The organism is Daejeonella sp. JGW-45, from assembly GCF_029360805.1.
In the GTDB taxonomy this organism is placed as follows: domain Bacteria; phylum Bacteroidota; class Bacteroidia; order Sphingobacteriales; family Sphingobacteriaceae; genus Daejeonella.
This window is the reverse complement of sequence record NZ_JARKNC010000001.1, coordinates 53,092-73,149: the sequence shown is the minus strand read 5'-3', so window position 1 is coordinate 73,149 and position 20,058 is coordinate 53,092. Positions and strand designations below refer to the sequence as shown.

At 44.9% G+C, this 20,058-nt stretch carries 18 protein-coding genes and 1 rRNA gene; 12 read left to right on the top strand and 7 right to left on the bottom strand.

Translation table 11 applies throughout. The features are described from left to right. The first annotated feature begins 29 nt into the window (after positions 1–29). Genes P2W76_RS00345 through rfbB form a run of 4 tightly spaced genes read left to right on the top strand, consistent with a single transcriptional unit; the run spans position 30 to position 4,448 of the window. Positions 30–1,343 carry a UDP-glucose/GDP-mannose dehydrogenase family protein gene (locus tag P2W76_RS00345; RefSeq protein WP_276345442.1) on the top strand — a complete coding sequence of 438 codons (1,314 nt, stop codon included), beginning with the start codon at positions 30–32 and terminating at the stop codon, positions 1,341–1,343. After that, positions 1,340–2,326 (top strand): UDP-glucuronic acid decarboxylase family protein, encoded by a 987-nt coding sequence (locus P2W76_RS00340; protein ID WP_276345441.1) that lies wholly within the window; start codon positions 1,340–1,342, stop codon positions 2,324–2,326. Before P2W76_RS00345 ends, P2W76_RS00340 begins: the two co-directional genes overlap by 4 nt. Further along, complete coding sequence (gene galE / locus P2W76_RS00335) at positions 2,326–3,360, top strand: UDP-glucose 4-epimerase GalE (protein WP_276345440.1); 1,035 nt, start codon at positions 2,326–2,328, stop codon at positions 3,358–3,360. The genes P2W76_RS00340 and galE overlap by 1 nt, the downstream gene beginning before the upstream one ends. Positions 3,361–3,380: 20 nt before the next feature. Then, positions 3,381–4,448, top strand: a complete 1,068-nt coding sequence (gene rfbB, locus P2W76_RS00330; protein ID WP_276345439.1) for a dTDP-glucose 4,6-dehydratase — start codon at positions 3,381–3,383, stop codon at positions 4,446–4,448. An 11-nt stretch (positions 4,449–4,459) separates the two neighbouring features. Here rfbB and P2W76_RS00325 read toward each other — a convergent pair whose 3' ends face one another. After that, positions 4,460–5,704 (bottom strand): ABC transporter permease, encoded by a 1,245-nt coding sequence (locus P2W76_RS00325; protein WP_276345438.1) that lies wholly within the window; start codon positions 5,702–5,704, stop codon positions 4,460–4,462. Positions 5,705–5,773: 69 nt separating this feature from the next. Continuing rightward, entirely contained in the window at positions 5,774–6,127 is a 354-nt protein-coding gene (locus P2W76_RS00320) for an iron-sulfur cluster assembly accessory protein (RefSeq protein ID WP_276345437.1), read from the bottom strand. Between the two features lie 95 nt (positions 6,128–6,222). Between P2W76_RS00320 and P2W76_RS00315 the strand changes: the two genes are divergently transcribed. The 5 genes from P2W76_RS00315 (at position 6,223) to dnaA (ending at position 11,523) form a co-directional block, all read left to right on the top strand. Further along, positions 6,223–6,756: a hypothetical protein gene (locus tag P2W76_RS00315; protein WP_276345436.1), complete on the top strand. Its 534-nt coding sequence runs from the start codon at positions 6,223–6,225 to the stop codon at positions 6,754–6,756. A gap of 4 nt (positions 6,757–6,760) precedes the next feature. Then, entirely contained in the window at positions 6,761–8,311 is a 1,551-nt protein-coding gene (locus P2W76_RS00310; protein WP_276345435.1) for a methylmalonyl-CoA mutase family protein, read from the top strand. A 3-nt stretch (positions 8,312–8,314) separates the two neighbouring features. Beyond that, positions 8,315–9,073, top strand: a complete 759-nt coding sequence (locus P2W76_RS00305; RefSeq protein ID WP_276345434.1) for a 5'-nucleotidase C-terminal domain-containing protein — start codon at positions 8,315–8,317, stop codon at positions 9,071–9,073. Further along, positions 9,051–9,998 carry a metallophosphatase gene (locus tag P2W76_RS00300; RefSeq protein WP_276345433.1) on the top strand — a complete coding sequence of 316 codons (948 nt, stop codon included), beginning with the start codon at positions 9,051–9,053 and terminating at the stop codon, positions 9,996–9,998. Before P2W76_RS00305 ends, P2W76_RS00300 begins: the two co-directional genes overlap by 23 nt. A 97-nt stretch (positions 9,999–10,095) precedes the next feature. Further along, positions 10,096–11,523, top strand: coding sequence for a chromosomal replication initiator protein DnaA (gene dnaA, locus P2W76_RS00295; protein WP_276345432.1), 1,428 nt, complete (start codon positions 10,096–10,098; stop codon positions 11,521–11,523). A gap of 116 nt (positions 11,524–11,639) precedes the next feature. Here the strand turns inward: dnaA and P2W76_RS00290 are convergent, their stop codons facing one another. The 4 genes from P2W76_RS00290 to P2W76_RS00275 form a co-directional block, all read right to left on the bottom strand. After that, positions 11,640–12,191, bottom strand: a complete 552-nt coding sequence (locus tag P2W76_RS00290) for an NUDIX hydrolase (protein ID WP_276345431.1) — start codon at positions 12,189–12,191, stop codon at positions 11,640–11,642. A 32-nt stretch (positions 12,192–12,223) separates the two neighbouring features. Then, entirely contained in the window at positions 12,224–13,015 is a 792-nt protein-coding gene (locus tag P2W76_RS00285; RefSeq protein ID WP_276346068.1) for a TPM domain-containing protein, read from the bottom strand. Between the two features lie 35 nt (positions 13,016–13,050). After that, the gene (locus P2W76_RS00280) at positions 13,051–13,485 is read right to left on the bottom strand and encodes a TPM domain-containing protein (RefSeq protein WP_276345430.1); all 435 of its coding nucleotides are present in this window, start codon (positions 13,483–13,485) and stop codon (positions 13,051–13,053) included. Between the two features lie 64 nt (positions 13,486–13,549). Then, entirely contained in the window at positions 13,550–14,128 is a 579-nt protein-coding gene (locus tag P2W76_RS00275) for a LemA family protein (RefSeq protein WP_276345429.1), read from the bottom strand. 89 nt (positions 14,129–14,217) lie between these two features. Between P2W76_RS00275 and P2W76_RS00270 the strand changes: the two genes are divergently transcribed. After that, a complete protein-coding gene (locus tag P2W76_RS00270; RefSeq protein WP_276345428.1) occupies positions 14,218–15,765 on the top strand; it encodes an FAD-dependent protein in 1,548 nt (515 codons plus the stop codon). A 4-nt stretch (positions 15,766–15,769) separates the two neighbouring features. Continuing rightward, positions 15,770–16,132: a CoA-binding protein gene (locus P2W76_RS00265; protein ID WP_276345427.1), complete on the top strand. Its 363-nt coding sequence runs from the start codon at positions 15,770–15,772 to the stop codon at positions 16,130–16,132. Between the two features lie 8 nt (positions 16,133–16,140). On the opposite strand, the gene P2W76_RS00260 is transcribed toward P2W76_RS00265, so the two are convergent. Beyond that, complete coding sequence (locus P2W76_RS00260) at positions 16,141–17,508, bottom strand: RNA methyltransferase (protein WP_276345426.1); 1,368 nt, start codon at positions 17,506–17,508, stop codon at positions 16,141–16,143. Positions 17,509–18,388: 880 nt separating this feature from the next. Here P2W76_RS00260 and P2W76_RS00255 point away from each other — a divergent pair. Next, positions 18,389–19,910 (top strand): 16S ribosomal RNA (locus tag P2W76_RS00255). The last annotated feature ends 148 nt before the right edge of the window (positions 19,911–20,058 follow it).

Here is a 20,058-nt window from a genome sequence, read left to right as displayed (position 1 = left end):
TAAATACTTTATTAGAGATTAAAATATAAATGAAGATCGCTGTAGTTGGTACCGGGTATGTTGGTTTAGTAACAGGCACCTGCCTGGCTGAAACGGGTAATTCGGTTGTTTGCGTTGATATAAACGAAGAAAAGGTGAAGATGATGAAGGCATATAAATTGCCCATCTATGAACCTGGCCTTGACTTATTGTTTCACAGGAATATCGAGCAGGGGCGATTAAGCTTCACCACCAAGCTGGCCGATGCTGTAGAAGATGCTAAAGTCATTTTCCTTGCACTTCCTACTCCACCTGATGGGGATGGTGCTGCGGATCTGAGTTATGTTCTTGGAGCATCGAAAGATATAGCCGGGCTGATTAAAGACTATAAGGTTATCGTAACTAAATCAACCGTACCGGTCGGAACGGCGGATAAGGTTGTTAAAGTTTTCAAGGAAAATTCCGCAATAGAAGTGGATGTTGTCTCAAATCCTGAATTTCTTCGTGAAGGGGTTGCCGTAGACGATTTTATGAAGCCGGACCGGGTTGTGGTTGGTACCGATAGCCCCACCGCTCAGAAACTTATGACTGAGTTGTACGGACCATACGTGAGGCAAGGTAATCCAATCATATTTATGGATACCCGCTCGTCGGAATTGACGAAATATGCCGCTAACTCCTTTTTAGCTACTAAGATCACGTTCATGAATGAAATAGCTAACCTCTGTGAGTTGGTAGGCGCTGATGTGGACGCAGTGCGGCGGGGGATCGGTTCCGACGAGAGAATTGGGAAAAGGTTTCTTTTCCCGGGAGTTGGTTACGGAGGGAGCTGTTTCCCAAAAGATGTTCAGGCTTTAGCCAGGTCGGCTAAAGAAAATAACTATGATTTTAAGATTCTGGAATCAGTGATGAATGTTAACGATTCGCAGAAGACTCTCCTGGTTGAGAAGATGAGGAAATATTACAACAATGAGATAAAGGGGAAGAAGATCGCGATTTGGGGACTGGCATTCAAGCCTGAAACCGATGATATCCGGGAAGCCCCGGCTTTGTATATTATCGGGGAACTGCTTAAAGAGGGTGCAATCCTCAGTGTATTTGACCCGGAAGCTATGGAGAATGTACGAAAGATTCAGGGCGACACGATCAACTATGGACAAAATCAGTACGATGTTCTAAAAGATGCCGATGCATTGATAATTGTTACTGAATGGTCTGTATTCAGAACACCGGATTTCGACCGGATGAGTTCACTTATGAAAAGCCGGGTCATATTTGACGGGCGAAACTTATATGATCTTCAGAAGATGATTGATTGTGGTTATTATTATAACAGTATAGGCCGGAAAACTATTGACAAATGAAACCAGGGAAACGCATATTGATTACCGGTGCTGCCGGCTTCCTGGGATCTCATTTATGCGATCGTTTTATCAGGGAAGGTTTTTATGTGATCGGAATGGACAATCTGATCACAGGCGACCTTCGCAATATTGAACATTTGTTCTCGCTTGAAAACTTCGAATTTTATAATCATGACGTTTCGAAGTTCGTATTTGTTGCCGGGCCGTTAGATTATATCCTTCACTTTGCTTCTCCCGCAAGTCCAATTGATTATTTGAAAATTCCTATTCAGACCCTGAAGGTCGGCTCCCTGGGAATACATAATTTGCTGGGATTGGCCAGATCCAAGAAATCCAGGATCTTGATCGCTTCGACCTCTGAAGTCTATGGTGATCCCACCGTTAATCCTCAACCGGAAGAATATTGGGGGAATGTCAATCCAGTCGGTCCCAGAGGCGTCTATGACGAAGCGAAAAGATTTCAGGAGGCGATGACGATGGCATACCACACATTTCATGGCCTTGAAACGCGCATAGTGAGGATCTTTAATACTTACGGGCCACGCATGCGATTGAATGACGGAAGGGTTCTGCCAGCGTTTATAGGCCAGGCGCTGAGAGGAGAAGATTTGACAGTTTTTGGCGATGGATCTCAAACACGCTCTTTTTGCTATGTTGACGACTTAGTGGAAGGTATTTATCGCTTGTTATTTTCAGATTATGCGCTTCCGGTAAATATTGGTAACCCCGATGAGATCACAATTCGTGAGTTTGGCGAAGAGATTATCAAACTTACCGGCACCAGGCAAAAGATGATATATAAAGAGCTGCCGACCGATGATCCTAAACAACGGCGGCCGGATATCAGCAAGGCCAGGCAGCTTTTAGAGTGGGAACCGAAAGTTGGCCGGGCTGAAGGTTTGAAGATCACTTATGAATATTTCAAGTCATTGCCAGAGCAAGAAATTAAACACAAGGATTTTACTTATTATAATAATAAATAATGGCTGGGAAAAAGATTCTGGTTACAGGCGGCACTGGCTATATAGGTTCGCACACTGTTGTGGAACTAATAAGTTCCGGTTACGAGCCGGTGATTGCAGATAATTTAAGCAATTCAAATTCAGGTATAATCAGGCAAATTGAGAAAATCACAGGCAGAACTCCTGAATTTTTGAATGTTGACCTTTGTGATGAGAAAAATGTCAAGAATCTTGTCGAGCTGCACCCTGATATCAGTGGCATTATTCACTTCGCTGCATTTAAAAGCGTCGGTGAATCAGTAAGTGAACCCCTGAAATATTACCGGAATAACATCTATTCACTTATAGGATTGCTTGAAACCTTTGCCGGTAAGAAGATCGACTTTGTTTTTTCATCCAGTTGTACAGTATACGGCGAACCGGATAATTTGCCTGTAAATGAGCAGGCAAGAATAAAGGACGCAGAATCGCCGTACGGTAATACGAAACAGATTTCTGAAGAAATACTGAGGGATTTCTCGTCTGTAAATAATAATCTTAATGCAACAGCCTTAAGATATTTCAACCCGGTGGGTGCGCATTCGTCGGCGCTTATCGGCGAACTTCCGATAGGTGTGCCCCAAAACCTCGTTCCTTTTATCACTCAGTCTGCTATCGGTAAACGAGGTAAGATTGTTGTTTTTGGTGACGATTATAATACTCCTGACGGCTCATGTATTCGCGATTATATACACGTTGTTGATCTCGCAAAAGCCCATATCGCGGCGTTGAAAAATATGGAGGCTAAAGCTGCGGGCGGTTCATTCGATGTGTTCAATATTGGAACAGGGCAGGGACATACCGTTCTCGAAGTTATAAAGTCGTTTGAACAGGTGACGGGTGTTAAATTAAATTATGAAATTGGACCACGCAGAAGCGGAGACATAGAAAAGATCTATGGCGATGTGACTAAAGCAGAAAAAGAGCTTGCGTGGAAAGCTGGCTTAGGTCTCAATGAGATGATGAGCTCTGCCTGGGCCTGGGAAAACTATATAAAGCAAAATCCATTCGAATAGAATAGCTCGATCATCAAATAATGAAGAAGATTTTAATTACAGGTGGTGCGGGCTTCATCGGCTCACATGTGGTCCGGCGTTTTGTAAACTCCTATCCGGAATATGAGATCATAAACCTGGATAAATTAACATACGCCGGGAACCTTTTAAACCTGAGAGATATTGAGGATAAACCTAATTATCGTTTTATTAAAGGTGATATTGTAGATTCCGGCTTTATCAGTGAATTGTTTAACACGGAGAAGATCGATGCTGTTATTCACCTTGCCGCGGAGTCTCATGTGGATCGTTCGATAAGCAATCCCCTGGAATTCGTCCTTACAAATGTCGTCGGTACTGTTAATTTGTTGAACGCGGCAAAGGCCAGTTGGGAGGGTGAATTCGAACGACATCGTTTTTATCATGTTTCTACTGACGAGGTCTATGGAAGTCTCGGAGACGAGGGCTTATTCACTGAAAATACCTCGTACGATCCCCATAGTCCTTATTCAGCTTCAAAGGCGAGCTCCGATCATTTTGTCAGAGCCTATCATGATACTTACGGAATTGATACAGTGATCTCAAATTGTTCAAATAATTACGGTTCGTATCATTTTCCAGAAAAGCTGATCCCGCTGGCGATCAATAATATCAAGAATTTTCAATCTATACCTGTTTACGGGAAAGGAGAGAATATTCGCGATTGGCTATGGGTGGAGGACCATGCGCGTGCCATTGATGTAATTTTTCACCATGCTGCTTCAGGAAGCACGTACAATGTGGGAGGTCATAATGAGTGGAAAAATATAGATCTGATTAGATTATTATGCAAGATCATGGATGGGAAACTAAGCCGTGATCCGGGAACTTCCGAGAAGCTGATCACCTTTGTGACAGATCGTGCCGGGCACGATCAGCGTTACGCTATTGATTCGTCAAAACTTCAAAACGATTTAAACTGGACGCCCAGCCTTCAGTTTGAAGAGGGCTTGTCAAGAACGGTTGACTGGTACCTTCAGAACGAGAAATGGTTGCAACAGGTTACTTCGGGAGACTACCAATCGTACTATGCAACGCAGTATAACGATCGCGAGGGCTCCGGTAAGTAAGAACTTTCTTGTTATTCGTACCGTAGCGATTCTACAGGATCTAATTTTGACGCTTTTACGGCTGGGTAAAGACCTGATACCAAACCAACACCAATACATAAGGTCAGACCCAGGAAAGTCCATGCCCAAGGCATAATAAATGAACCGCCCATCACCATCGAGAGCAGGTTGCCTATCAGGATCCCCAGAAACACTCCTGTTAAGCCACCCATCAGGCAGATTACTATCGCTTCGATAAGAAATTGTCGCCGGATCACCATCGGCGTAGCTCCTATTGCCTTACGTATCCCAATTTCGCGGGTCCGCTCGGTGACAGATACGATCATGATATTCATTAAAGCGATAGCGGCACCGATCAAGGTTATGGCTCCGATCACAATACCGCCCCAGCGCACGTATTTCAAATTGTCAATAAAGGTTTGAGCAATAGCATCGCTCTTAGTGATTTCAAAGTTGTTCTCATCACCAACTTTCAGGTTTCTGACGTTTCTGAACAGAGCTGTAGCTTCGCCAATAGCGCCTTCCATTTGCGCGGGGTCGTCGGCTGTTACCGAAATGGTGTAAGAAGGATTGGTAATGGTCATTATTTGCTTAGCGCGTAATAAGGGCACTACACAAATTTTATCTCCGCCGAAACCAACGCTAGATCCTTTAGCCGCCAGTACGCCTATGATCCGGAATTTGTTGCTTCCGATGTGAATGATCTTATTTATCGGATCAGATCCCGGGAATAGCCTGGTTTTTATTTCATCTCCCACTATAACAACACTGCTGCCATATTCTAATTCCGTCTGTGAAAAATTACGCCCGGCAGCCAGTTTATACCCTGCTGATGGGAGATAATTCTCATCGGCGCCCAGTACTGAAATATTAGGATTAGTTTTTTCGTTGCCGTATTTAACCGTTCCTCCAAAAGAGGCAAATACGTTGACGGATATCATCGCAGGAAAATTAAAGTTATTTTTGAATTCAACTGCCTGCCGGTAATCTATAGCTTTATACCTTTTGGGACGCTGCCCACCACCACCAATGCGGATTCCTATGCCTCGGTTGCGGATGGTAAAGGAGTTTGCACCCATGCTTGAAAACGTATCATTTAAAGAGCCCTCTATGGCTTCAATGGAAGTCAGGATCCCTACCAATGCAGTGATCCCTATCGCAATGATAATGGCAGTTAAAAATGTGCGGAGTTTGTTACCCTTGACAGATTGCATAGCAACCTTGACATTTTCAGAGTAACTCATCTTTGCAGCCATAGTATAAATATAAAAAAGTCCTGCAGGTTTGACAGCAGGACTTTGCAAAATGTTACAATTTATTATTTTTTAGACTGAGAAGGATGTGCCGCATCCGCAAGTGCTGCTTGCATTGGGATTGCTGAACGTAAAGCCACGCGCATTCAGTCCATCCTGAAAGTCTACTTCCATGCCAACCAGATAAAGCCCATGTGCTTTATGCATGAAAATTCTTATCCCGTCTATTGAATAGACCTGGTCTCCTTCTTTTTGCTGATCGAAGCCTAAAATATAATTCATGCCAGCACACCCCCCGCCTTCAACACCCAAACGCAGGCCATAGTCTTCACCGAGCTCCTGCTGCTGTATAAGCTTTTTTATTTCTTTCTTTGCTCCGTCCGTCAATGTCACGGGAGCTGTCGCAGTTGCAGTTTCTGTACTCATTATTTCTTTTAAAATGATATACAAATATACGTGAAATTGCTCACTTTTGTTCGGGCCAACGGCTTTTTGACCATCCGCTAACAAACACAGCATCCATGAATTCCACACTATACCTTCTCGATATCTTAAAATTTGCCGTCGCAGGTCTCATCGTATTCTTCGCCGGCTGGGTCTTTATAAAGGGCTATTTGGACAAACGGTTTAATTTCAGAATGATTGAATTGAAAAAGGAAAGCCTTAAGCAGATCTTGCCGCTTAGACTTCAGGCTTATGAAAGAACAGTCTTATTTCTTGAACGAATAAATCCGGCGAACATGCTTCTGAGGCTCCACGTGCCGGGTATGAGCGCGAAGGAAATGCAAAATATTATTATTGCTGATATAAAAGCCGAGTATCAGCACAATATTTCACAACAGATCTATGTTAGCCAAACGACCTGGAATGTGGTCAAAAAGATTAAGGACGATACTATAACTATTATTAACAGCGCAACAAGCGCCCTCCCTGAACACGCAACGGCTGCAGATCTAAGTAAGTCTGTATTAAGTCATTTAGCCCATCTTGATTCCGAAAATCCTTATGACGTTGCTTTGAATATCGTAAAGCAAGACGTACAGGCATTATTTTAATGATATGGGAGAGAAGAACATACGCACGACCTCAGGAATAGAGATCAGGGACGTTTACTCTGAGCCGAAAACCCTGGAACAACCCGGCGAGTTTCCTTACACCAGGGGAATACAAAAAGATATGTACCGTGGCCGGATGTGGACCATGCGCCAATATGCAGGGTTTTCTACCGCGGAGGAGTCAAATAAGAGATATCACTACCTCCTGTCTCAGGGCACAACGGGTATTTCAGTTGCATTCGATCTGCCCACACAGATAGGTTATGATTCAGACCATGAGATGTCTGAAGGAGAAGTCGGTAAAGTTGGTGTGGCTATCGACTCGTTAAAAGATATGGAGACTTTGTTTGAAGGGATTGATCTTCAGAAGGTAACCAGTTCAATGACAATAAATGCTACGGCGCCTATCTTGCTTGCTATGTATATAAGCCTGGCCAGGAAACAGGGAGCTGACCTTACTCAGATCTCGGGAACTGTACAAAATGATATCCTCAAAGAATATGCCGCCAGGGGGACGTATATATTTCCTCCGCAAGCATCTATGAGATTGATAACGGATGTTTTTGAATATTGCAGCAAGGAAGTTCCAAAGTGGAACACAATCTCTATTTCAGGATATCACATCAGGGAGGCAGGTTCTACAGCCGTTCAGGAGCTTGCATTTACGCTGGCTAATGGCAAAACATATTTACAGGCTGCTATCGATAAAGGATTGGACATTAACGTTTTCGCAAAGCGCTTATCTTTCTTTTTTAACTGCCATAATAATTTCTTTGAAGAGATAGCAAAGTTCAGGGCTGCGAGAAGAATGTGGGCTGAAATAACGAAATCCCTGGGTGCAACTGATTCCGGCGCGCAAAAGCTTCGGTTTCATACGCAAACCGGAGGGTCGACCCTGACTGCGCAGCAGCCACTGAATAATATTATAAGAGTTACGAACCAGGCTATGGCCGCTGTCCTGGGCGGAACCCAGTCTCTTCACACCAATGGTTACGATGAAGCCCTTTCCTTGCCTACAGAAGCTGCTGCAAAAGTTGCATTAAGAACCCAGCAGATAATCGCTTTTGAAAGCGGGGTGGCTGATACGGTAGATCCTTTAGCAGGGTCTTATTTTGTGGAGGCGCTCACGGATGAAATGGAACAGGCCGCATGGAAGTATATAAATATTATAGACGCCAAAGGCGGGTCAGTGAGCGCTATTGAAGAGGGTTATATTCAAAATGAGATAGCAGGTTCAGCGTATAAATACCAAAATGATATTGAAAGCGGAGAAAGAACGTTAGTAGGTGTAAATAAGTATGAGGATAAGGATAAGGAAGGCATTGGCCCGGAAGTTTTCCGCGTGGACGATTCTATCCGGAAAGTACAGATTGACAAACTCAACTTGTTGAAGGCGGAAAGAAGTAATGCACAAGTTAAGGTAGCGCTGGAGAATCTAGCCATATCTGCAAAAAGCGGCAGCAACATTATGCCTTTCATACTCGCAGCGGTCGAAGCGTATGCAACGCTTGGCGAAATTTCAGACGTATTGAGAAATGAATTTGGCGAATATTAAAGGATGAATTATCGTAAACTGAGCCTGGCTAAAAGGAATCTTCTGGCATACCTGATCATTTTGGGGATGTTTTCATGCTCACCAAAGCTACGTTTAACCGGCTCCGAGAAAAACCAGTATCCCATATCTTCTGATCGTCCTAAGGATGAAAAGATCATCGAGTATTACCTTCCATATAAAAAGCGCGTAGATTCACTTCTCAACGGTATCATAGCCGTATCAGCAGTTGAAATCGTAAAGAGCCGCCCGGAGGGCCCGCTTAATAACTTAATGGCGGATGCCATGTTTGCAGCAGGAAAGTCCAGGAATATTGATTTTGATCTGGCCTATACGAATTACGGTGGCTTACGCGTTCCTCTTCCTAAAGGTAATATCCCATTGTTTAAAGTGTATGAACTTATGCCATTTGAGAACCTGATCACTACGGTTAAGTTTTCAGGGCCTGACATGCTTTCGTTCTTTGATTATATGGCTGCAATGGGCGGCGATCCTATTTCGGGAGCGAGTTACATCATTAGGAATAAAAAGGCGGCCGATATTAAAATCAATGGACAGGCTTTTGATCCGGCGAGGAGCTACACCGTGCTGACCTCCGATTATATGGCAAATGGCGGCGATGGGGGAGAAATATTTCTTAAGTCGACCGACCGCAAAGAGTACGATCTTAAACTACGGGATGCTTTAATTATTTACTTGCAGCATCAGACGAATGAAGGTAGAATGCTAAATCCTCAACGTGATGGCCGAATCAAAGTGGAATAGGAGAGAGTTCATCAAAGGTACCGCTGCGGGTGCAGCGCTGCTGGCCTTAGGAATAACACCTGGAAGCCTGTATGCAAAGGACGACCTGGTTAAACTGGCATTCCTTCATACAAACGATGTACACAGCAGGATTGAACCATTTCCGATGGATGGTTCCCGTAACCAGGGAATGGGTGGTGTAGCGGCGCGGTCTGCGTTGATTAACACAATTCGACGTGAAGAAAAGAATGTTCTGTTGTTTGATGCGGGTGATATTTTCCAGGGAACCCCTTATTTTAACTTTTACGGCGGTGAACTGGAGTTGAAAATGATGAGCATGATGGCCTATGACGCTGGTATTATGGGCAACCATGACTTCGATAACGGCATTGAGGGGTTTAGCAAACAATTACCCCATGCAAATTTCCCTATCATTAACACCAATTATGATTTTTCAGATACTGTTTTGAGTGGTAAAACCCAGCCGTATAAGATATTCAGGAAGGACGGAATAAAGATCGGAGTTTTTGGATTGGGTATAGAACTCACCGGATTGGTAAATAAGCAGCAATATGGCAATACACTTTACCTGGATCCGGTAGAGACAGCGCTGAAAACGGAGAGGTTTCTTAAGCTTGATCAGAACTGTGATATCGTCATCTGTTTATCGCATCTGGGATACAAATATGATAGTAAGAAAGTCTCCGATGTGGTGCTGGCTAAGAACACAAATTTTATCGATCTGATCATCGGCGGGCATACCCATACCTTTTTGCAGAAACCAGACTCAATAAGGAATTTAAAGGGGGTAGAAACGCTCGTAAATCAGGTTGGATTTGCGGGTATAAATCTGGGCAGGATTGATTTTATTTTTCAGCGAAAAAATAGTGAAAAAATAAGCTACTATTCTGATACGCAACCTATTAAAACTATTTTCAAAATTTAGTTTTTTAATCGGAATTTTTTCTGAATATTCGATGTTCCAAAGAGTTATTAACATTTCTCACGGCATCAGTTGTAAATCAGATTATTAGTAAAATCATATGGAAAAAACTTGTACACAGGTTTGGAATAACTGCCTCCAGATCATTAAGGATAATATCCCGGCTCAGAGTTTTAAGACCTGGTTTGAGCCGATAAAAGCCTTACGTCTAGAGGGTAACGTGTTAACCATACAGGTGCCGAGTTTGTTCTTCTACGAGTGGCTTGAAGAGCACTACGTGGGTCTCCTCAGAAAGACAGTGAAAAAGCAGTTAGGTGAGGAAGGAAGACTGGAATATAACATCGTTGTGGAAAAGTCTTCGAATAGTATTCCATATACAACCAATATGCCATCAAATGGCAACGGAGCAGAAGGCAAAAGCCAGTCGATGCCGATGCCGATCTCGCTTAATAAAGACATCAAAAATCCTTTTGTAATTCCGGGCTTAAAAAAGCTTCAGGTAGATCCTCAGCTCAACCAGAATTATACGTTTGAAAACTTTATCGAGGGCGACTGTAACCGCCTGGCCCGTTCGGCCGGTTACGCTGTTGCGGGTAAGCCGGGAGGAACCTCATTCAACCCACTTATGATTTATGGCGGTGTCGGATTGGGAAAAACCCACCTCGCCCAGGCGATAGGGAACGAGATCAAGCGGAACCTTACTGACAAGCTTGTTTTATATGTTTCCTGTGAGAAGTTTACCCAGCAGTTTGTTGATGCACTTAAAAATAACAACATCAATGATTTTGTGAATTTCTATCAGGCAATGGATGTGCTTATTATGGACGACGTGCACAACTTTGCAGGTAAAGAGAAAACGCAGGACATTTTCTTCCATATCTTTAATCATCTGCACCAGTCTGGCAAGCAATTGATCATTACTTCAGATAAAGCGCCCAAGGATCTTTCAGGACTCGAAGAACGACTGCTTTCAAGATTCAAATGGGGATTGTCTGCAGATCTTCAGATCCCAGACCTGGAAACCAGGATGGCTATCCTTAAAAAGAAGATGTATTCTGATGGAATAGAGCTTCCGGGAGAGGTAATAGAATATGTTGCCCATAATATTGATAATAACGTCCGTGAGCTCGAAGGAGCGATGGTTTCGCTTTTGGCGCAGTCAACCTTGAACAAAAAGGAGATAGACCTTAATCTCGCTAAATCAATGCTGAAGAACTTTATTAAGAACTCCAGCAAAGAGATCTCGATGGAATATATTCAGAAACTGGTTTGTGAGTATTTTGAAGTGCCAATTGAAATGGTGAAGTCTAAAACCCGTAAACGGGAGATCGTTCAGGCACGTCAGATTTCCATGTACCTTGCAAAGCTGCATACTAAAACTTCGCTTAAGTCAATCGGTGCGTTCTTTGGAGGACGGGATCATTCAACAGTTATTTACGCCTGCCAGACAGTGGACGACCTTATTGATACGGATAAGAAATTCAAAGGATATGTTGCGGATATTCAGAAGAAGTTGAAAATGAGCTAGGAGCTGTCAGCTATGAGCTATCAGCTCTTGGCAAGCGTGTTGAACGGGGGTTGGCATTTATACAAAATCCCTACTCACATCTCAAAGCTCATATCCCCAGGCCCATATCCCGCATCTCATTGCAGGTAACCCAGCTTAATAAGAGCATAAAATATGCCGCTGGTATGCAGTGCCTGCCCAAACTTGTTATCAAGAACTAATTGTTTGAGTTCTTCCAGGCTAACCAGCTCAACTATTATTTCCTCGCCTCTATCAAGACTTTGTTCTGAAGTTTTCCTTCCGCCGGTAGCGAGAAAGCAGTAGGTTTTATTTGTTGCAGTTGCGGGATTAGCGTACAATTCAGAAAGGAACTCTATTTTGTCGAACTCATATCCGGTTTCCTCAAGAAGCTCCCGTCTCGCAGCCTCTTCCGGAGTTTCATCTTTCTCGATAACACCGCCTGGTATTTCCAGCACCTCTTCACCTGCCGCGTGCCGGTATTGCCTTACAAGAATAACCTGGTTTTCTTCAGTAAGGGCGATAACATTAACCCAGTCAGGATATTCTAATACGTAGTAGTCTTGAATTAGAGTACCATCGGGCATTCCGCAGGTGTCTACCCGGAGAGTAGCCCAAGGTGCCCGTACGAGGTATTTTGAAGAGATCTTTTCCCAATTTAGAGTACTCATTTTATAGACATGAGAGGTGAGAATGGAAATAGCTACCACGACCCGCTTGCACCACCACCACCAAAGCTGCCACCGCCAAATCCTCCAAAACCACCGCCGCCGCCAAAACCACCACCGCCACCGGAGAATCCACCAAATCCACCACCACCTCCGCCGCGGCCCAGTTGAGAACCCAATAATAGCCACCAGAAAGGGCTTGCGCTTCCGCGGCCGCCGATAACCTGGCTGCCGCCACCGCCACCCCCGCGCTTGATAGCCAGGATAATAATCACTATAAAGATGATGATAAAAGGTACTATACCACCTCCTGATTTGCCACGTTTCCGGGGCGAATCGTTTTTATATTCTCCTTTGGTATATGCAATGATCGCGTCGGTACCCTGGCTAATGCCAGCGAAATAGTCGCCAACCTTAAAATTCGGAGTTATCTCATTTTCAATTATCCGTCTTGCAATAGCGTCTGGCAAGGCACCCTCAACTCCATAACCTGTTTGTATAGTTACCTTACGGTCGCCCAGAGAAACCAATAAAACTACCCCGTTATTGTTCTGTGCACCTCCCACTCCCCAGCTCTCTGCCAGTCTTACGGCATAATCCTGGACATCATAACCCTCAAGAGACTTAATGATGACTACTGCAATCTGAGTCGACGTAGAATCGTCAAACGCAACTAATTTCTGCTCAAGCTGATTAACCTGGTCAGTAGAAAGAGTCTGTGTATAATCGTTTACCAGCCTGTTGGGCTTTGCAGGAAAAGTCTGTGCAAACAGCCCGGTAGTTAGCAATAGCAGAATAACAGTAAACAGGATATTTTTGAATTTCATTTGCAGGGGGCGTTGTATTTTTTTATTGGATCCCATTATTTGCCGTCCATGAACGAGATGTCATTAGGCAGTTCGTTAACATCACTATCGAGATATGGAAAGAAAGCTTGCAACTGTTCGCCCGCAAGTTTAACTCCCGTTACAATTCCACCTACCAGGTCCTGATTCCTGAAGTGACCAAGCATGGCGTCCTTTGTACTGTTCCAAAAATCATGTGGAACGAGCCGATTGATTCCCGAATCGCCTATTATAGCGAACTGGTGGTCTTCCGTAGCCAGGTATATCAGTACGCCATTGCGTTTGGCAGTCTTATGCATATCCAACTGTTTGAAATAGTTGGCGGCGCGGTCCAGGACCGGTTCACTGCATTTCTTTTCGATACATACACGGATCTCGCCCGACGTAAACCGTTCTGCCGACTCCACAGCTTCACTAATAAGCTGCTGTTCTTGTTCACTAAAAATTCCCATGACTTAAATATGGATCGCCCCGGTCACACCGGGACGATCAATGTATGATGATCTAAGCGATCGCTTAAAATTCAACTTTAGGCGCTGCACTTGCACCGGCATCTGCTTTGAAGTATCCCTTTGTTTTGAACCCAAACATACCCGCTGTCAGGTTATTAGGGAAAGTACGGATCTTTGAATTATAGGTTTGCGTTACTTCATTGAATTTCTGACGTTCTACGGTGATACGGTTCTCTGCACCTTCAAGCTGTGACTGGAGTTCAAGAAAGTTCTGGTTAGCCTTCAATTGCGGATAGGCTTCGACGGTTGCTAACAATCGTCCAAGCGACTGGCTGAGCTGACCTTGTACAGCCTGGAATTGAGCGATCGACTCTGGTGTCAGGTTCGTTGGATCAACAGTAATTGAACTTGCCTTGGCACGGGCTTCAGTCACGTCCGTAAGTGTCTTCTGCTCAAAATCTGCTGCCCCCTTCACGGTAGCAACCAAATTTGGAATAAGCTCTGCGCGACGTTGATAAACGTTTTCAACCTGAGCCCACTGTTGTGTAACCTGCTCATCCAGGGTAACCATGCTGTTGTAGCCACATGAACTAAGGGACAGCACAGCAAAGAATCCAATGACGGTAAATATTAATCTTTTCATGTTTTGTGAGTTTAATTTTTAAATCTACACCATAGGAATCAATTTTCATACCTTTGTTACACCTCCGGGATAATACCCGGCAATAAATTATGATAAAAGAGATTGAACTGGTCCTTCAGCCAGAGCAGGCCGCAGATCAGAATTCCATTCGGGATGCGGTAATAAAGGCTATTGGATTGCCTGCAGAGCGTATTATCCAAGTTCAGATACTTAAAAGATCAATTGACGCGCGCGGCCGGAAAGCTGTTTATCGTTTGAAAGTCAATATTTACGTTGACGAGAAGCCGGTCCCTGAAATATTTGCTGTCAGGTACCAAAATGTCAGCGACAAAAGGCCGGTTTTGATCATAGGCGCCGGACCTGCCGGGCTATTTGCCGCAATAAGATGTATAGAGCTCGGCCTGAAGCCTATTATTATTGAGCGGGGTAAGGATGTGAAACAAAGAAGGCGCGACCTCGCTCTTATAAATAAGGAAGGCATTGTTAATCCGGATTCCAATTATTGTCATGGAGAAGGCGGGGCAGGAACCTATTCTGACGGAAAGCTCTACACTCGGTCTAATAAGCGTGGCGATGTCCAGTATGTTTTAAAGGCGTTCGTGGAACACGGTGCACCAGCCGATATCCTGATCGATGCCCGACCTCATATTGGTACAAATAAACTTCCGGGCATTATTACTGCCCTTCGCGAAAAAATATTAAATGCAGGAGGTGAGGTACACTTTGATAGCCGGGTAACTGACTTTATTGTTTCCGGGGATAAACTATCAGGCGTGGTTTGCGGCGACAAAGCCTTTACCGCAGAAGCTGTAATTCTGGCCACAGGCCACTCGGCCCGGGACATCTATTATTTACTCCGCAAGCACAATATTAGTCTCGAAGCTAAGCCCTTTGCCCTTGGGGTCAGAATTGAGCATCCTCAGTCTATCATTGACCAGGCACAATATCATTGTGACGTCAGGAGCGAATACCTTCCGCCCTCTTATTATAGCCTGGTCGACCAGGTTGAAGGCCGGGGAGTATTCTCATTCTGTATGTGCCCGGGTGGTATAATCGCACCTTGTTCAACCGAGCCAGGCGAGATTGTGGTTAATGGCTGGTCGCCATCCAAACGGAACAACCCCTTTGCAAATTCAGGCACAGTGGTTCAGATAAACCTGGATGATGTTGCGGGAAATCCTGCCAATTCACTACGCATGCTCGAATTTCAGGCCAGTGTAGAGAAACTCGCCTACCAGGCGGGAGGGGGTAATCTGGTCGCACCGGCACAGCGGATGGTGGATTTCGTGAAGAACAAACTCTCCGTTGATCTTCCGCAAAACTCATATATCCCAGGCACCAGAAGCGCAGACCTAAGTACAGTACTGCCGCCTTTTATTCATAAACGGCTCAGACAGGCACTCCCTGCCTTTGGAAAAAAAATGAAGGGCTATTTTACAAACGAAGCTATTCTGGTAGGAGTAGAGTCCCGGACTTCGTCGCCAGTGAGGATCCCAAGGGACAAAGAAACGCTGCAGCATACCCGAATGGCAGGACTCTTCCCATGTGGTGAAGGCGCAGGTTACGCGGGCGGAATTGTTTCGGCGGCAATTGATGGCATGAACTGTGCAGACGCTGTATTTAAATACATTGAATAGAGATATGAAAAAGAGGACATTAATTTTAGGAGCAACCGATAATCCATCACGATATGCTAATCTTGCAGCGAACCGTCTTGTTTCACACGGGCACCCTATTGTTAATATCGGCATAAAGTCTGGCCAGGCCGGCGGCGTTGAAATCGAGAAGGCCGGCCAGGTGTATGAAGATATAGACACCATTACCCTGTATGTAGGTCCCCACAACCAGCCTCAATATTATGATTACATCATTGAATCAAAACCTAAGCGTATTATCTTTAACCCCGGAACAGAGAATCCGGTGCTGGAAGAACTGGCGGAGCAGAACGGCATTGAAACGTTAGAGGCCTGCACACTGGTGATGTTGTCTACCGGACAGTATTAATCTCCCTCTTACCTTATATTCTGGTTCACGATCCTCATTTCTTTCGGGAAATAATTATTCATCCTATTACCCAGCATTTTCGCCCATCCCAGGGCATGTCCCTGATAACAGATCAATGCCCATCCCCGAATATCTGTTTCCAGTTTCAGTTCATCGCGTTTCAAATAAGATATCGCCTGCTCCCGGGTAACATCAACGCGCTGGACATTTTCATTTAATATAAGGCTCAAAGCCAGCTCATGATTGGGTACCAGGTCTTTGCCCATTACCTTACCTATCCTTACCCCTGATTTTTTAAGGTATAGGTGAGATTGCAGAAACTGCAGATCGGCTTCATGGTTTTTATGTATTGCAAAGAAGTCGTCCTGGAAGCCCAAAATTCTAAGGTCATCCGCCCCCGCTAGCCATTCCCGGATAATAGCTTCACCATTTTGATTGATCCTTGTTTCCTTCGCACGTTTTACCTGCGCCTCGGGTGCCGCTTCGGTTTTCTTAAAGGCAGCAATGAAAAAGCCCTCGCCTTTCACTTTATGAGGATAAAAGCGATAGCCATAACATTGGTGTTTATCAGAGCGGGTCTCCTCTATCCTCCATTCCGGCTGTAGGGGGATCTGTATCGGTTGCACATTGAACGTATCACATAGCCAGTCGGATATGTCTTCGTTCTCTTGCTTTGAATATGAGCAGGTAGAATATATAAGCGTTCCGTTCTCTTTAATGGCAGGATAAATATCGGCCAGTATTCGCTGCTGTCTTTGGCTGCATAGCAGAACCGCGCTTTCAGACCATTCATTGATCGCATCGGGATCCTTTCTGAACATTCCCGATCCGGAGCATGGTGCATCAACCACAACAATATCGAAATAGGCATTTAATCTCTTGAAGTCACGAGGATCGTTATTGCTAACAAATGTATTAGAAGGCCCCCATTTTATCAGGTTATCTGCCAGGACAGGTACGCGGGTTTTAATGATCTCATTAGACAGCAGGAGGCTTTCCTCATTGATCAAAGAACTGATCAGTGTACTTTTTCCTCCCGGCGCGGCACAGAGATCTAATACCCTGTTCGCTGAAGAAAGATCAGATGAATGTTCAAGCACTTGCTCCAGAAACATGGAAGATGCCTCCTGAACATAGTAGCAACCAGCATGGAATAAAGGATCGGCAGTAAAAGAAGGACGTTCTTTAAGGTAACGGCCTGTTGTACACCATGGGATCACCTCATTATCAGCGTATACATCAGAAGGCTTATAGTTATTCAGCCTGACGGACGTGAGTTGTTCACCACTTTCGTGGGATTTTATAAACTCTTCCCCCTCGATATTATAATTCTCTATTAGGGACCTGATAAATGCAGAAGGGAGTTTATTGCTCATAGGGAGTTATACGTTTTACGTGTACGCCCGCCTGCGGTAGAGGTATACGTGTTGTCAAAGATATTTAAAATGTACCGGTTAATAGGTGATTTGCGCAGATCGGGTCTCTCTCAGGCATTTTTTACTTCGCCATGGGGTTGTTCTGACCATGGTCTGATAGGGTTCTTGTTCGTAGATCCTTCGTTCAAAGGGCATTTTGAACGAAGGATCTGCCATTGATAGCCCACTATGGCCTTATCCAGTCTAGCCTCACTACTATACTGTCCTGCCTCTGTCTTTTTGTATCCTGGAATCTGCTTGCGGGGTTTGTGAGAGAGAGGTATTTCGGGAGGGTGTGTACTGACCCGCTTTGGTCATTCATTTTTTCCTCTTCGTTAACAGGTAGTTAAGAGAAAGTTATCAATTAAAAGGGGATTGCTGTTGCAGGGGAGTTGGAAAGTTGTTACCTTTGCATCCCGCAAGTAAGAGAAGCGGGTTGTTTTTTGAGCGGTTTTGGAGTTTAGTGGTGTAGGGTTGTTAGGGGCCTGTGGGCGTGATTCGGATTGAAGGGGTTGATATGCAGGGGGATCAAAAAAACTTTAAAATAAATTTTGCGAAGGTCAGAAAGAATCCTACCTTTGCAGTCCCAAACAAAAGGGGAGATAAAAACAAGCGGCCGGCGCGATGCTGAAAGCGACAAAAGATGAAAGATTTGAGGGGTAGCAATACCACGAAAATATAAGCCGGCACCGTGATGGGAAAGGCGCAAAGTTCTTTAAAGAAATGTCAATAGAAGTATAACGAGAAGAGACCATTTGGTCTTGAAGTTAAAGCGAGAATAGAATACAATAATAACTAGTTCTATTTGAGATATAATAGGGCTAGGACAGATTCACATTTTACAATGGAGAGTTTGATCCTGGCTCAGGATGAACGCTAGCGGCAGGCCTAATACATGCAAGTCGAACGAGATCCAGGGGCTTGCTCCTGGTGAAAGTGGCGCACGGGTGCGTAACGCGTATGCAACCTACCTTAATCAGGGGGATAGCCTCTCGAAAGAGAGATTAACACCGCATAAAATCACCTTCCGGCATCGGGAGATGATCAAATATTTATAGGATTAAGATGGGCATGCGTGTCATTAGTTAGTTGGTGAGGTAACGGCTCACCAAGACCACGATGACTAGGGGATCTGAGAGGATGACCCCCCACACTGGTACTGAGACACGGACCAGACTCCTACGGGAGGCAGCAGTAAGGAATATTGGTCAATGGAGGCAACTCTGAACCAGCCATGCCGCGTGCAGGAAGACGGCCCTACGGGTTGTAAACTGCTTTTATACGGGAATAAACCTCACTACGTGTAGTGAGCTGAATGTACTGTAAGAATAAGGATCGGCTAACTCCGTGCCAGCAGCCGCGGTAATACGGAGGATCCAAGCGTTATCCGGATTTATTGGGTTTAAAGGGTGCGTAGGCGGCCTATTAAGTCAGGGGTGAAAGACGGTGGCTCAACCATCGCAGTGCCCTTGATACTGATGGGCTTGATTACACTTGAGGTAGGCGGAATGTGACAAGTAGCGGTGAAATGCATAGATATGTCACAGAACACCAATTGCGAAGGCAGCTTACTAAGGTGTCAATGACGCTGAGGCACGAAAGCGTGGGGATCAAACAGGATTAGATACCCTGGTAGTCCACGCCCTAAACGATGAATACTCGATGTTAGCGATATACAGTTAGCGTCAAAGCGAAAGCGTTAAGTATTCCACCTGGGGAGTACGCCCGCAAGGGTGAAACTCAAAGGAATTGACGGGGGCCCGCACAAGCGGAGGAGCATGTGGTTTAATTCGATGATACGCGAGGAACCTTACCCGGGCTTGAAAGTTACTGAATGATTCAGAGATGAGTCAGTCCGCAAGGACAGGAAACTAGGTGCTGCATGGCTGTCGTCAGCTCGTGCCGTGAGGTGTTGGGTTAAGTCCCGCAACGAGCGCAACCCCTATGTTTAGTTGCCAGCATGTTATGGTGGGGACTCTAAACAGACTGCCTGTGCAAACAGAGAGGAAGGAGGGGACGACGTCAAGTCATCATGGCCCTTACGTCCGGGGCTACACACGTGCTACAATGGATGGTACAGAGGGCCGCTACCTGGTAACAGGATGCCAATCTCAAAAAGCCATTCACAGTTCGGATAGAGGTCTGCAACTCGACCTCTTGAAGTTGGATTCGCTAGTAATCGCAGATCAGCAATGCTGCGGTGAATACGTTCCCGGGCCTTGTACACACCGCCCGTCAAGCCATGGAAGTTGGGGGTACCTGAAGTACGTAACCGCAAGGAGCGTCCTAGGGTAAAACCGATAACTGGGGCTAAGTCGTAACAAGGTAGCCGTACCGGAAGGTGCGGCTGGAATACCTCCTTTCTAGAGCGCTTTAACTGCTCTTGTTATACTTCTTTGATTTTCTTTATTAAAAAACAAAAGACAACCCAAAAGATGAGCCATTAAGAAGTGCTCCAATTTGAGACGGGCTTGAAGATGTGGGGTACAGCGTTGAGGAGATCTCACTACT